The sequence below is a fragment of the Bacillus sp. 0209A genome, from assembly GCF_036765095.1.
In the GTDB taxonomy this organism is placed as follows: domain Bacteria; phylum Bacillota; class Bacilli; order Bacillales; family Bacillaceae; genus Bacillus; species Bacillus subtilis_G.
Genome location: NZ_JBAIZV010000004.1, coordinates 193,950 through 206,799 on the forward strand (window position 1 = coordinate 193,950; position 12,850 = coordinate 206,799).

The following is a 12,850-nucleotide window of genomic DNA, read 5'->3' on the forward strand; positions in this document are numbered from 1 at the left end:
ACTCAAAAAACAGTGGGGAAAGTAAAAAAAACAGAGATGGCTATCCTGCGGAAGCGCCTCCCTGTTTTTTTCTGAATTCTGACGGTGTCAGACCGGTATATTTTTTAAAGACGAGACTGAAATACTTCGGATTATCGCCAAACCCGATTTCTTCCGCGATTTCTGAGACACTCGCGTCCCGCCTGATTTTCATCTGCTTCATCGCATGTTCAAGACGCACTCGCGTCACGTATTGGGAAAATTTCTCGCCTGTTTCCTGTTTAAATAATTTTCCCAGATAATCAGGATTCATAAACAGCATATCCTTCGCCGCCCATTTTAAGGACAGATTCGGATTTCCGAGCTCATCGGCAACAAGCCTGATCATTTTTGAAATCACTGCGCTCCCGTGCAGGTCACCAGACGTTTCGATGGTGTCCCGAAACAGCTGCCCCGCGTGCCGGAGTTCTCCCGCCTGGCTGATTGCCATCCGATCGTCCCCGAAAACGTCCGCCGCCTTTTCAGCGGCGTTTTCCTCCACGGCGAGCACCGTCCATTCTCCGCTGCTGCAAACCGCTGTCAGCGCCGAACCGAATGTCTCTCTGGCCCCGACATCAACAGGTTGTTCCCCTTTTAAAATCAGGAGGCGGACCTTTTTTCCGGCAAGTGAAGGCAGCGGTGACAGCTGGGCTACACCGGCGATCAAGCCCTCCAAGTATTGATCGGCGGCAAAGGAACGGATATGATCGAGCTCATGCTTCAGATGAGCGGTTCTCTTTTTCCGCACATCGAACTGCTTCAGCTCGGCCATGATCTCCTCCAGCGAGCTGATAATCTGCTGTTCATTGCAGGGCTTCAGCAAATAATGCTTTACCCCGTATTTCATGGCTTCCTTCGCGTACTCAAACTCTCCAAACCCGGATAAGACGATAAATTGAACCGACGGACTGGCGGCTGACACCTTCTTAATCAGCTCAAGCCCGTCCATACCGGGCATTTTCACGTCTGTAATGACAATATCCGGCTGCTTGCTTAAGATCTTGTCATACGCTTCATTCCCGTTCTGCGCTTTGCCGATCAATGAAGCGCCAAGCGCCTCCCACTCAATGATTCCCGCCATTCCGTCAAGAATAATCCTCTCATCATCAGCCAGCAGTATCTTATACATCACGCCACCTCATTTCGGCACGGTATTGTGATCACAATCCTCGTTCCCTTGTCTTGCTCACTATGAATGCGCAAGCCGTACGGCTCTCCGAATGTCAGCTTGATGCGTTCACGAATATTCCAAAGCCCGATTCCTCTTCCGCCCGATGTTTCGAGCATCTGTTCATCCATGCCGGGACCGTTATCTTCGACCGTAATACAGGCACAGTTCTTCATTTTTTTCGCCTGAAGGCGGATGGCGCACGGCCTGGTGAAGGGCTCAAGCGCGTATTGAATCGCATTTTCAACCAGCGGCTGAAGCGTCAGTTTCGGAATAAGGCAATGCTTTACTTCTTCGTCGATATCCAAAGTAAAATTCAGGCGCTCTTCAAATCGAAACCGCTGAATGGTCATATAGTGAAGAACGATGTCCGCCTCCTCCTGAATGGTCACTGTATCTTTTTTCATATGAATGCTGTTTCGCAGCAGAAAGCCGAGCGATTCCACCATTTTTGAAATTTGCTTTTGCTGATTCGCCTTTGCCAGCCAATTGATGGACTCGAGCGTATTATATAAAAAGTGCGGGTTGATCTGGGCTTGCAGTGCCTTCAATTCGGTTTCTTTAATGATGAGCTGCTTTTCCACATTTTCTTCCATAAGCTCGTTAATCCGTTTCATCATGACAGTAAAATGGCGGTTCAGCATGCCGGCCTCATCCTGTGTATGTTCCGGCAGAGAAAGCGATACCCCAGCCTCAATGCCGCCGTCCTGCACCGATTTCATCGCGGACACAAGCTGCTCAATCGGCTCCGTGATGCTGTTGGCGATTTTTCTTCCGAAAAGCAAAACCGCACAGAAAAACAGGAGAAAACACGTGCCGATCACCGTTTTCATAAAGGAAATTTTTTCGAACATCTGATCAAAGGGGATGACGTTATAGTAGCTCCAATTTTGATAGGATGATTGAAGGAAAGAAATAAAGTAACGTTTGCCATTCTTTTTTATCAGGTCATAACCAGGGTGCTTCAGCGTCTCCTTTGCCGCCTCGGACGCCAACACCGAAGCATGTGCCGAGTACACCAAATTCCCGCCTTGGTCGGCGATCATGATGTCTCCGACCGCATCGCCCCAATCCTTTGGCAAATCACGAATCATCTGTTTCACCTTGACTTGAATCAGCACCATGCCCAAACCGTTCAAACTCAGCTGATGATAGGATCTGATCTGCCGCGCTGAAATGAGGACAGGATCTGAACCGCCGAGCGTCATCCAAAGATTTCTTCCATTTTTCGCTTTGGCTCGTGTAAACACCTCTTTCTGCTGCTGCTTCAAAAGATCTGAGGAACTGCTTCCGGCTGAATACTCTGAGCCGCGGGCGTCAATCAAATGAATGGAATCGATGTACTTTTCATCGCCGGCATATTCCGCCAGCTGATCCCACAGCTCCTGCTTCATTTGATACTGATCGTACGTATCATCACGATTTTGCATGCTCAGGATGCGCTGAATCTGTTCGTTCGTAATGATTTCATATGACACATCCTCTATCTTTTTCAGCTCGTCTTCGATCCTTTCAGAAGACATCCGCAGCACCTCCGACGACTTGCGGTAAATCTGCTCATCATACACATGAAAGGCGTACTGCACCCCGCTGTATACAAACAGAAAGGACACGGCCATAATCAAAGATAGAAACACAAACAGCTTATCCTTAATCTTCATCCGTCTGTACCAGCCCGCGACTCTTTTTTTCATGCCGCCTTTTCTTTTTCCTGACGCTGATCCATTGACCGAAACGCTTTAAAGGATAGCTTCGTTAAGATCAGGCTAAGTAAACTCCCGCTGAAAAACAGCAGAAACACAACATGAAAAAGCACGAGAAACAACACACCGACAGCGCCCGCCGCCATCATGAGCGTCACCGCCGGACGGCTGAAGGCAATCAAAAAACTGATGCTCAGCACTTCCCTGATTTTCACATCAAAATGAGAAAACACCGGAAACACGTACAGCACAACAAACGCGAAAATCAAGCTGATGCTCAGGAACACATTGACGAGCACAGGCTGATTCATCTGAGCCGCAATCCGCATATCCGCAAACAGAAACAGGCCGGCCGTCACAAGCATGAGCCCGAGAAGCTGCGATGCCCTCCACTCCTTTTGAAACGCCCGAAAAAAGACAGAAAACACCGGTGCATCCGTGTTCCCCTTCGCCCATTCTCTCGCCACTGAAAACATCGCGGCGGTAGCGGGCAACAGCCCAAACACAACCAGACCCGCAAGAGAAAACAAGAGCCAAAGCACATTCAAATAAGCTAGTCTCATCACCCACGTACAAAAACGATTCAGCCCATTCGTCACACTGTGTATCATTAACATCACCTTCCCGATTCAGAAAACGCTTTCATTTTAAAGTAATATGTATTTCTCTTTTCGAAAGAAAATTCCTGCCGCCCCGTGAAAAATTCGACATCTTTTGAGACAGCAGACGCCCTTATCTTTTCCTGTATCGCTGAATGGCCTTTTCGATCAAATATCCAGCAATAGCTCCGCAAATGACCTGAAATCCAAGCATGCCGAGCGCAGCCCCCTCCCAGCCGCGTACATACACGAGGCTGTACCAGATGGCAAGCACACCAAGGACAATCAGCCCGGCCAATATCCATTCCGGCCACCTTTTGTCAGGAAGCTTCCCCCGTACAAAAACGGATACGCTAGCGAACAGACAAGCCGTTACGATCCCTATCACAAAAACAAGTGACCCCATCCCATGTCCCCCCTTTTTAGAAAAAGACAAAAAAGCCTCCTATAAAGGACGCTTATTCTGCCGCAAGCTCTTTCTCAAATAAATGATAACCGGATGCATCAGCACCCATGAACTCATATCCCATACGCCGATAAAACGAGTGTAAGGCGTCATTATCAGCGACACAGTCAAGCCGAATCCGTGTTTTCCCCGGATAGTCAATAGCCGTCTCCGCCCAATGAAGAACGCGCGCCCCAAGTCCTTGTCCCGCAAACCGGCGGCTGACCGCCAGACGATGCAAATAAATGGACGCCCCATGCCCATCGTCTCCCCAAAGCGTCTGATCCCACTCGCTCGGTTCCGGCAGCAGCATCACGACAGCCGCAAGCTCTTCACCTTTTTTAAACACAAACACATGTCCATTTTCAATTGAACCCATGATATCGTGTGTATCTTGCCCTTCCAGCAGTCCGCTCCATTGGTTAGAGCCCCGATCCCGGAGCCATTCAGCTGTTCGGACGAGCAGCCCGGTAATCGATTCTGCATCCTCATACACGGCCGGACACGCGCAAATTCCATCAGCTAGTGTTTCATTCGTAATCTTAAAAGATGACATAAAGGCCTCCCAATCCAAAAGTAAGCTTGCACACACCTTGATTATAATGCAGACCTTCCAGCAAAAACAGACATTTTCTCTGTATGTAAAAGGGGTGCATGAAAGAGAGGCCCGGCTGCCCGTTAGAAAAACTTCTTTTTATCCCGCTCTTCTTTTAAAATTTCAACCGCTTCTCTGAAGCGCATGGAATGCACAATTTCACGCTCACGCAAAAAACGCAGGGAATCATTCAAATCAGGATCATCGGAGATATCTATCAGCCATTGATACGTCGCCCGCGCTTTTTCTTCTGCCGCAATGTCTTCATATAAATCGGCAATCGGATCGCCCTTCGCCTGAATATAAGTCGCTGTAAACGGCACACCCGCCGCATTATGATAAAACAGCGCGCTGTCATGATTCACGTAATGTTCGCCAAGCCCCGCTTCACGCAGCTGCTCCGGCGTGGCGTCTTTAGTTAACTTATACACCATGGTCGCGATCATTTCCAAATGGGCAAACTCCTCCGTGCCGATATCCGTTAAAAGGCCGATGACTTTATCAGGAATCGTATACCGCTGGTTCAAATAACGGAGAGCCGCGGCCAGCTCGCCGTCCGCTCCGCCATACTGTTCAATCAAATATTTCGCCAGCGTCGGATTGCACGTACTGACCTTAACAGGGTATTGCAGCTTCTTTTCATACACCCACATTCAGGCATTCCTCCTTATACTTGCCACGGCCAAGGCCCTTGATTCCAATCCCAATCCTCGCCCGCGGGGCTGTTGCCGTACTGCAAAAGCGGTCCGTAAGAGGATTCGAACTTTCTTTTTAAGTGCCTTGAATAGCCGGAATATTGATTGAATTGCTTCAGCGCGTCTTCATCGTGAGGATGTGTATCTAAATAAAGGCTCAGCTCAACAAGCACAAAATCCGCGGCTTGAATTTGCTCAAGCTGACGGTAATACTCGGCATCAACCTTTTTTGCCATGTGCGTCTCCCCCTCGATAAGGGTTTTCATAAAAATCATAGAGATCCTTCCAAAGGGTGCCTTTCCTTAAAGCCTCCATCGGCGAAAACTGCTCCATATGCTCAGGCTGAAAGGTCATATAGAGATTAGGCGGCGTTCTGTAATATTTCTTCCCTATGGGCGGACAGGGATCAAAACGGCTGTGAAAGGGCGTGTATGATTTAACAGGCGTAAACGGCTGCATATCCTTCATTCCCGCTCCTCCTTTCTTAAATACAATGACCTTAATAGGTATGAGGCAGGAGGTATGATTATGACCGAAAACGCAACTGAGCTTTTTCATTTCAATTAAAAGATAAAAAACACCCTTGGTCTGCAAGAGTGTCCCTTTTTACATCATCTTTATTTATAGCAGTCTTTTCCCCAGTGGCCCATATGGTGGTGATTATCTTTTCCTTCATGATGATGGGGATTATCCTCTTGATGATGTGGATTCCCATCATTCTCATGGTACATGCCGTAGCTCGGAGAACTTACAGATCCCGGATAGCCTCCGTCTTGCATGCCGTAGCCCGGGTAGCCTCCGCTTTGCATGCCGTAGCCCGGGTAGCCTCCACTTTGCATGCCGTAGCCCGGGTAGCCTCCACTTTGCATACCGTAGCCCGGGTAGCCTCCGTCTTGCATGCCGTAGCCCGGGTAGCCTCCGTCTTGCATGCCGTAGCCCGGGTAGCCCCCGTCTTGCATGCCGTAGCCCGGGTAGCCCCCACTTTGCATACCGTAGCCTGGGTAGCCTCCACTTTGCATGCCGTAGCCGGGGTAGCCTCCGTCTTGCATGCCGTAGCCCGGGTAGCCTCCACTTTGCATGCCGTAGCCCGGGTAGCCTCCGTCTTGCATGCCGTAGCCCGGGTAGCCTCCGCTTTGCATGCCGTAGCCCGGGTAGCCTCCAGCTTGCATGCCATAGCCTGGAGAAACGCCAAAACCAGGTCCGCCATAGATATGTCTTGTATCCATATCAGTCATATTCACTCTCTCCTTCACATAGGTTACAGTCCAGAGTATGAGAATATCTTACAGATCGTATAGGCGGCCGCCCATTACAGCTCATACAAATTCAGGGGAAAAGAAAAAAGCAGGCCACCACAGCCTGCTCATTTCTCATTCACCTAAATCAACGTTGTGGTACACCTGCTGAACATCTTCCAAATCCTCTAATACATCAATCAATTTTTCAAATTGTTCCTTCGCATCATCCGGAAGCGTCACTTCACTTTGCGCAAGCATCGTCAGCTCGGCAACAGTAAATTCCTCAACGCCCGCGTTTTTAAACGCCTCCTGCACCGCATGGAATTGATCCGGCTCTGCATATACAATGACGCTCTCATCTTCTTCTAAAATGTCACGGACATCGACATCGGCTTCCATCAGAATTTCAAGCGCTTCGTCAGCTGTTTTGCCATCCACACCGATAACTGCTGTCGCGTCAAACATGTAAGCGACAGATCCGCTTACACCCATATTTCCGCCGTTTTTCCCGAACGCCGCACGCACTTCCGGCGCCGTACGGTTTACATTATTCGTCAGTGCATCAACGATGATCATTGATCCGTTCGGTCCGAAGCCCTCATAACGAAGCTCATCGAAATTCTCTTCCGCTCCGCCCTTCGCTTTCTCAATCGCACGCTCAATGATATTTTTCGGCACGCTGTACGTCTTCGCGCGCTCAAGCACAACCTTCAGCGCCTGATTGGATTCCGGATCAGGCTCGCCCTGCTTGGCCGCCACATAAATCTCACGGCCAAACTTGGCATAAATCCGGCTCGTATTCGCGTCTTTAGACGCCTTCTTCTCTTTAATATTGTTCCACTTACGGCCCATGATGCTCCACTCTCTTTCATATATATCTATCTACATATTGTTATTCACTTTATCCATTATACCTCAAATGGTTTGGTTGTTTCGAGTGTCTTGCGTTAGAAATAGAAGGAATGCAGCGGTGTAAAAGGATGAACTTCTTCCGTAAAGCAAGAAAAAAGCCCTAGCTAAGGGCTTTCTTCTCCTGATCAGCAATACTATTGTGAGGGGAATGATCGATATACGTCGTGTTTCGATCCGTTGATTCCTTAAAATCGCCGGACTTTGTCAGGAAAGGAACCGAAATGCTTCCGCAAATCAGGGTAACAGCAAGGCACATCATCACTTTTTTCTTAATAAGCATATAAACACTCTCCTTTTTGAATATCTTCTTGGGCTTTCAGCACTTTTCGATAAAACGCGGCAGCGTGTTCAAAATGACAGCGGCTCTCAAAAACAGCGGCAGCACTTCGGGCACATGCTTCAATGTAAGCGTGCAGGTTCTTTTTTTCAAAAAAGTTTAAAAGATCATAAATTTTGCTTTCGTCAACAGCCTCTTTGTACACGGCCTGCAAGAACGTATATAATTCTTTATAGAATTTATAAGACGTCCGTTGCGGATATGTTGTAATATGTGCTAATCCTTCTTCTATTGACTGAAACGCCTCTTGTTTCCGGCCAGCTTTACATCGTGTCCAGCTTAAACCTAACAAGACTTTCGGAAGCAGATCAGGTACCGTTTTCCTGCTTACTTTCGCCGCTTTTTGATAGTGTTCTACCGCCATATGATAGTCTCCTGATCTGTCATAGCTGTTCGCGATGTTCAACAAAGAAATGGCGATAAACCGGTCGTTTTGGATGTCCATTGCTAATCCCAACGCCGCTTCTAAATGCGGGAGCGCTCTGTCATAATGCTTGAAGTCATCATAGTTTCCGGCGATCACAAACAAGCTTTGTATGGTTCTAACACTGTATAGAGGATGTTTTTGATAAATGTCTAAAGCTTGAAGGATATGATGCATCGACACATGCGTTTGCTTCATATGGTAATACGCTTCCGCCACTTTAAAATGGAATTCCGCTTTCTCGATTTCATCTGACACAAACGGCAGCTCGTTCTCCGCCTCGCGATAAAACCCGATCGCTTCCACATATTCTTTCTGATCAAATTCATACATGCCGCGGAAAAACAAAGAGTAGTATTTCAAAAGGCCTGTGAGTTTTTTCTGAGGAGTTTCAATCGTTTTCCGAAGCTCTGTCACTGTAGGGCGATTCCCGTATGTTTGTCCCGGCTCTAAATAATCCAGCATCAGCTGGTGCCGAAAACACATGAGAGAATAATAGATCAGCAAATCCTGATCCTCTTCCATCTGCTGAATGTCCTGCTCCACCTCCGCTTTGAGAATCTCAGCATCCGGAACACTAAATTGACGAATCATCTTGTACCATTCATTAATCTTAACACCAACACGCGAAGACGGTATGGCTTGACTCAACGGCTTCCCTCCCTCTATGTAAGATATGTCATATTTTATCAACCCAAAAATTTGAAAACAAGATAAAAGGAAGAAATTGTTTTTTCATCCTGTCAATTCGTTTTTCCGTAAACAACAAATGCCTGACAGAGAAATCATATCGGAAACTGTCAGGCATTACGTGTTATCCATTCATTTGATTCATATGGGCCGCAATCTCTTGAGACACCAATAAAGGATTGTCCAGCATGGAATAATGGCTGCATTCCGGAAGCACTTTAAACGTGGAATTCAGGACCGTTTCCTGCAGCTTGAATCCCCAGTATGGAGGAAGGTACCGATCATATTGTCCATATAAAAACGTGGCCGGTACGCGCACTCCCTGAAGCCCGGGAACCACATCTTCTGTTTGATGATGTTCAAGCGCGAGGGAAGCTTCCTGTAACTCCCTTGGTCCGTTTTCATGGTCAAACGGCGCGATAAATGCTTGAAGAATCTCAGGGGTAACCATCTGCTGATGAAAGACCCCTTCCCTGATCATCCGCTCAATGAAATATGGAGACGGCTCAAACTCAGGCGCTGTCGGATACCGCAGCGATACAACTTTAGGCAGCGGCCAGTTGCTGAAGGTCACGTCATCAATGACAACAAAACTCTCTACCCGATCCGGATACTGGACAGCTAATATTTGAGCGACTCCTCCGCCCAGATCATGCCCGACAACGTTTACTTTCTGAATGCCAAGCATATCAGGAGCAATAACAATGTACTCCTTTGCCAGCTGCGGAATCACATTCATCCACAAAAAAGAGTTTGTCGGAATTCCATGTAACAGAAAATCGTTTTGCTGCCGACACCTGCAGTCCGGTAAAATAATCTGTGCTCCCCAACCTGAATTTCTTTCTGAAGCATGTCCAAGCAAAAGCACCTCCTCAAATAAAATTCATTATTTGGGGTTCCCTTTTTATGTATCTTTCACTCAAAAAAGCCTTTCCATTTGATCATTGGAAAAGCTTTCACCTATGGTTCACTCATTCCCGACATGCTGATAGTGCTGCAGCGTCAGCCGCTGCATTTGTTCACTGGCCATCGGAACAAATTCACCATTTCCTCTTCTGATCAGACGGGTATACAGCATTTGCAGCGCGGCATTTTGGAAAGACATTTGAAGATGAATATTCCTCACGTTAGGATGTTTCATCATTAATGCCGAATTAAAATTATCGCTTCCCATGAGTTTTGCGGTCGACCTAGCCTCCAGAGCGATATCTTTTTCAGCAGCCGAAAGAGCTCCTGAATGCTGGTGAAAATGAACGTGCGGCATTTCAGGCAAATACACCTCACTCGTTTGATCCGGATTGATCAGTGCCAGCATCGCCGTGACATGAGTTCTTAAAAGATTCGCATGCAGGTGGAGCAAATCCCTCAAATCGCGATGCCGAACAGTAGATCCGTATGCTTTCAGCTTAGAAATCACACCTTCATGGGTGCTCAAATGCTCTGCCATTATCCCCAGATCCGCGGCAGGAAGTTTCATATGAACATCCCTCCTTTATTGTCTATATAGGCTATGAACGATTGAAAAAATGGTGCATTGTTTTCCCAAAGAATGATGAAAATAAAAAACATATGAATCGAATCTATATAGAAGGAGCTTTCGCCAATGCCTATTCCTCAACTGATCATTAGACTGATCATCGCCTTTATCACCTTGTTGGTGTTAACGAGACTGATGGGCAGAAAAGAAATCGCCCAGCTGACCTTTTTTAACTTTGTTTCAGCCATTTCCATTGGAACCATCGGAGCCTCGCTTGCCATTGACTCCACCCTCAACATCAGAAATGGATTCATCGCCCTGTTTGCCTGGAGTGCTTTTACAATCATCGTCGGATTTCTGGATATTAAGTTCCCCGCTTTTCGGTTTGCTGTTGAAGGGCAGCCGGTCATCTTAATAAGAAAAGGTAAAATAATGGATAAGCAGTTAAGAAGCGTCCGTCTTGATCTCGATGCTTTACAAACCTTACTGCGCAAAAAAAATATATTTTCCTTAGCCGATGTCGATTATGCCATTTTTGAAACGGACGGCAGTTTATCCGTCCTGAAAAAGCAAGCAAAACAAAACGTGACGAAAAAGGATATGAACGTTCAAGGAGAAAATGCGAAGGTTTCCCATCCCGCTTCAGTCATAGCCGATGGGAAAGTGAGAGAAGACAACTTGAAAAAATTGAATCTGAACAAACAATGGCTGATGGACCAGCTAAAAGAATCTGGCATCCAACATCCTAAAGAAGTATTTTACGCAGAAGTTCAAACAGACGGCACTCTGTATATTGATAAAAAAGAAAATTCTCCATCTGAATAAAAAAGGGCTTGAAACAGTCTCATCTCCACTGTTTCAAGCCCTTGTTTGTCTCAATGTTTAAACCGCCTGTTTACAAGCCTCGGCACAGGAAAAACAAGCCTCGGCGCAATCCTGGCAATGCTCTTTGTCATGCTTTTTGCATTCATTTCCGCAAGCCTCACAAATCGCCGCACAAGCCTGTGTCAGCTCAGAAACAAACGGCGTGCCTCTTACAATCGCTTGCGCAACATACGCACAAATATCAGCACATTCCCGGTCCAGCCGAATGCAATCCGCCATCATATTTTCATTTTCTTCTTTTAAACAGGCATCATAGCAATGGTTGCATGCCACCATGCAGTCGTGCAGCGTCTCAACTAATGATTGATATTGTTCATATGCCATTCGTAAACCTCCTCAAGAATGATTTCATTTATACCATATCCACTTCCCCCGTTTGTAAAACATGACTCCCTTATCAACAAAAAAGGCCTATAGATACGTTGCGGCATAGGCCCCCTTGTTGATCCGTTCTCAAACTGGAAGGCGTGTTTTTATTTGTCTTATTCTAAGGAGTCAGACCTGTTTTAACAACAGGGGTACTGGGTATCGTCGGAATATACATCAAAACGGAGGTTGGTTATGAGTACACTCGATGTGATAGCTTATACCGCGATACTTTTAGGAGTTTTATCTTTTTTCACTATACTCGTAGATGTGGTTAGATACCCGCAAAAGATGAAAATTATGAGTGTGGTTTGGCCAATACAAGGACTCTATTTAGGGCCATTTGCGATTTGGTTTTATTGGACGATGGGACGTCAAACGAAAAACCAAAAACATTCACAAATGAATACGAATCACGGGGAACATTTTCATCATAGCACTCATAAGGAAATGAATCATCAAAGTCACGGGCACGGTAATAAGCCCTTCTATCAAAGCGTTTTTGTTTCTACAAGCCATTGTTCCAGCGGATGTGCTATCGGGGATCTTATTGGCGCACCTTTGGTTTTTCTAACAGGTCTTGCGATTGCGGGATCAACTTTATTTGCGGATTATGTCGTTGAATTCATTCTCGCATACCTATTCGGGATATTTTTCCAAGTCTTTTCTATTGTTCCAATGAATAAAGGAATGGGCTGGGGAAAAGGTTTTGTGGCTGCCATTAAAGCAGACACGTTATCCTTAATAGCCTTTGAAATCGGCATGTTCGGTTGGATGGCAATTGTTCATTACGGAATTTTTGCCTCTAATGCGCCTGAACCTAACGATCCCGTATTTTGGTTCATGATGCAAATCGCCATGATCTTAGGAACAGCAACAAGCTATCCCGCAAACTGGTTCCTTGTTAAAAAAGGCGTTAAACATGCAATGTAGCACTTAATATATGAATCATAAAACTAAATTTATAGATCAAAAAAAGAGTAATCAACGATTGTTGTGAAAACCATGCTTTTCTGGGATAAAAGAGAAGTCTATGTATTGATACATGTTGTCGGAACAAGGATTTTCTTCGTACCTCATTCGCCCGCTTTTTGAGAAGATTTCTTGTGCGGAACATCGACGATATGTTAAGAAAAAAATTACGGCTGTCGACATTTTCTCGGCAGCCGTTACTTTCAGAAAAGGAGAGATTGGAATATACTGTTTGCCATATAGTCTGAATGATCCCAGTTATTAATTTTTTGCCTTAGCTGATGGACCTGCCCCTGAAATGTCATTACATCCGCAGAAACTAGTGT

Annotated in this window: 17 protein-coding genes; 2 read left to right on the forward strand and 15 right to left on the reverse strand. The window is 46.3% G+C overall.

From position 1 onward, the window contains the following. Positions 1 to 40: 40 nt before the first annotated feature. From V6D44_RS16185 to V6D44_RS16250, 14 genes are all read right to left on the reverse strand, one after another. On the reverse strand, positions 41 to 1,147 hold the full coding sequence (locus tag V6D44_RS16185) for a response regulator transcription factor (protein WP_087992482.1): 1,107 nt from the start codon (positions 1,145 to 1,147) through the stop codon (positions 41 to 43). Further along, positions 1,147 to 2,880, reverse strand: a complete 1,734-nt coding sequence (locus tag V6D44_RS16190) for a cache domain-containing sensor histidine kinase (protein WP_087992481.1) — start codon at positions 2,878 to 2,880, stop codon at positions 1,147 to 1,149. Before V6D44_RS16190 ends, V6D44_RS16185 begins: the two co-directional genes overlap by 1 nt. Continuing rightward, positions 2,877 to 3,506 carry a YesL family protein gene (locus tag V6D44_RS16195; RefSeq protein ID WP_087992480.1) on the reverse strand — a complete coding sequence of 210 codons (630 nt, stop codon included), beginning with the start codon at positions 3,504 to 3,506 and terminating at the stop codon, positions 2,877 to 2,879. The genes V6D44_RS16190 and V6D44_RS16195 overlap by 4 nt, the downstream gene beginning before the upstream one ends. A 115-nt stretch (positions 3,507 to 3,621) precedes the next feature. Further along, a complete protein-coding gene (locus tag V6D44_RS16200; RefSeq protein ID WP_087992479.1) occupies positions 3,622 to 3,924 on the reverse strand; it encodes a YesK-like family protein in 303 nt (100 codons plus the stop codon). A gap of 22 nt (positions 3,925 to 3,946) precedes the next feature. Beyond that, positions 3,947 to 4,489: a GNAT family N-acetyltransferase gene (locus tag V6D44_RS16205; protein WP_202328320.1), complete on the reverse strand. Its 543-nt coding sequence runs from the start codon at positions 4,487 to 4,489 to the stop codon at positions 3,947 to 3,949. Between the two features lie 122 nt (positions 4,490 to 4,611). After that, positions 4,612 to 5,181: a spore coat protein CotJC gene (cotJC, locus tag V6D44_RS16210; RefSeq protein WP_087992477.1), complete on the reverse strand. Its 570-nt coding sequence runs from the start codon at positions 5,179 to 5,181 to the stop codon at positions 4,612 to 4,614. Positions 5,182 to 5,195: 14 nt separating this feature from the next. Further along, complete coding sequence (gene cotJB, locus V6D44_RS16215; protein WP_010329138.1) at positions 5,196 to 5,459, reverse strand: spore coat protein CotJB; 264 nt, start codon at positions 5,457 to 5,459, stop codon at positions 5,196 to 5,198. Next, on the reverse strand, positions 5,443 to 5,691 hold the full coding sequence (gene cotJA / locus V6D44_RS16220) for a spore coat-associated protein CotJA (RefSeq protein ID WP_003219489.1): 249 nt from the start codon (positions 5,689 to 5,691) through the stop codon (positions 5,443 to 5,445). The genes cotJB and cotJA overlap by 17 nt, the downstream gene beginning before the upstream one ends. A 149-nt stretch (positions 5,692 to 5,840) precedes the next feature. After that, positions 5,841 to 6,458, reverse strand: coding sequence for a spore coat protein (locus tag V6D44_RS16225; RefSeq protein ID WP_442893324.1), 618 nt, complete (start codon positions 6,456 to 6,458; stop codon positions 5,841 to 5,843). 135 nt (positions 6,459 to 6,593) lie between these two features. Continuing rightward, positions 6,594 to 7,313, reverse strand: coding sequence for a YebC/PmpR family DNA-binding transcriptional regulator (locus V6D44_RS16230; protein ID WP_087992476.1), 720 nt, complete (start codon positions 7,311 to 7,313; stop codon positions 6,594 to 6,596). Between the two features lie 160 nt (positions 7,314 to 7,473). Then, positions 7,474 to 7,653 carry a phosphatase RapH inhibitor gene (locus tag V6D44_RS16235; protein ID WP_202328321.1) on the reverse strand — a complete coding sequence of 60 codons (180 nt, stop codon included), beginning with the start codon at positions 7,651 to 7,653 and terminating at the stop codon, positions 7,474 to 7,476. Next, positions 7,643 to 8,785, reverse strand: coding sequence for a Rap family tetratricopeptide repeat protein (locus V6D44_RS16240; protein WP_087992474.1), 1,143 nt, complete (start codon positions 8,783 to 8,785; stop codon positions 7,643 to 7,645). The genes V6D44_RS16235 and V6D44_RS16240 overlap by 11 nt, the downstream gene beginning before the upstream one ends. 163 nt (positions 8,786 to 8,948) lie before the next feature. Beyond that, on the reverse strand, positions 8,949 to 9,686 hold the full coding sequence (locus tag V6D44_RS16245) for an alpha/beta fold hydrolase (protein WP_242519903.1): 738 nt from the start codon (positions 9,684 to 9,686) through the stop codon (positions 8,949 to 8,951). Between the two features lie 105 nt (positions 9,687 to 9,791). After that, positions 9,792 to 10,301 carry a spore coat protein gene (locus tag V6D44_RS16250; protein WP_087992473.1) on the reverse strand — a complete coding sequence of 170 codons (510 nt, stop codon included), beginning with the start codon at positions 10,299 to 10,301 and terminating at the stop codon, positions 9,792 to 9,794. A 126-nt stretch (positions 10,302 to 10,427) separates the two neighbouring features. Between V6D44_RS16250 and V6D44_RS16255 the strand changes: the two genes are divergently transcribed. Continuing rightward, a complete protein-coding gene (locus V6D44_RS16255) occupies positions 10,428 to 11,126 on the forward strand; it encodes a YetF domain-containing protein (RefSeq protein WP_087992472.1) in 699 nt (232 codons plus the stop codon). 57 nt (positions 11,127 to 11,183) lie between these two features. Here V6D44_RS16255 and V6D44_RS16260 read toward each other — a convergent pair whose 3' ends face one another. Continuing rightward, positions 11,184 to 11,510: a four-helix bundle copper-binding protein gene (locus tag V6D44_RS16260; protein ID WP_087992471.1), complete on the reverse strand. Its 327-nt coding sequence runs from the start codon at positions 11,508 to 11,510 to the stop codon at positions 11,184 to 11,186. Positions 11,511 to 11,747: 237 nt separating this feature from the next. Between V6D44_RS16260 and V6D44_RS16265 the strand changes: the two genes are divergently transcribed. Beyond that, complete coding sequence (locus tag V6D44_RS16265) at positions 11,748 to 12,485, forward strand: DUF4396 domain-containing protein (RefSeq protein ID WP_333516730.1); 738 nt, start codon at positions 11,748 to 11,750, stop codon at positions 12,483 to 12,485. Positions 12,486 to 12,850 lie beyond the last annotated feature (365 nt).

Coding starts and splice junctions, on each gene's coding strand:
- V6D44_RS16260 (WP_087992471.1), bottom strand. CDS start 11,510: ATGGCATATGAACAATATCAATCATTAGTTGAGACGCTGCACGACTGC.
- V6D44_RS16225 (WP_442893324.1), bottom strand. CDS start 6,458: ATGACTGATATGGATACAAGACATATCTATGGCGGACCTGGTTTTGGC.
- V6D44_RS16255 (WP_087992472.1), top strand. CDS start 10,428: ATGCCTATTCCTCAACTGATCATTAGACTGATCATCGCCTTTATCACC.
- cotJA (WP_003219489.1), bottom strand. CDS start 5,691: ATGAAGGATATGCAGCCGTTTACGCCTGTTAAATCATACACGCCCTTT.
- V6D44_RS16230 (WP_087992476.1), bottom strand. CDS start 7,313: ATGGGCCGTAAGTGGAACAATATTAAAGAGAAGAAGGCGTCTAAAGAC.
- V6D44_RS16205 (WP_202328320.1), bottom strand. CDS start 4,489: ATGTCATCTTTTAAGATTACGAATGAAACACTAGCTGATGGAATTTGC.
- V6D44_RS16195 (WP_087992480.1), bottom strand. CDS start 3,506: ATGTTAATGATACACAGTGTGACGAATGGGCTGAATCGTTTTTGTACG.
- V6D44_RS16185 (WP_087992482.1), bottom strand. CDS start 1,147: ATGTATAAGATACTGCTGGCTGATGATGAGAGGATTATTCTTGACGGA.
- V6D44_RS16235 (WP_202328321.1), bottom strand. CDS start 7,653: ATGCTTATTAAGAAAAAAGTGATGATGTGCCTTGCTGTTACCCTGATT.
- cotJB (WP_010329138.1), bottom strand. CDS start 5,459: ATGGCAAAAAAGGTTGATGCCGAGTATTACCGTCAGCTTGAGCAAATT.
- V6D44_RS16265 (WP_333516730.1), top strand. CDS start 11,748: ATGAGTACACTCGATGTGATAGCTTATACCGCGATACTTTTAGGAGTT.
- V6D44_RS16250 (WP_087992473.1), bottom strand. CDS start 10,301: ATGAAACTTCCTGCCGCGGATCTGGGGATAATGGCAGAGCATTTGAGC.
- cotJC (WP_087992477.1), bottom strand. CDS start 5,181: ATGTGGGTGTATGAAAAGAAGCTGCAATACCCTGTTAAGGTCAGTACG.
- V6D44_RS16190 (WP_087992481.1), bottom strand. CDS start 2,880: ATGAAAAAAAGAGTCGCGGGCTGGTACAGACGGATGAAGATTAAGGAT.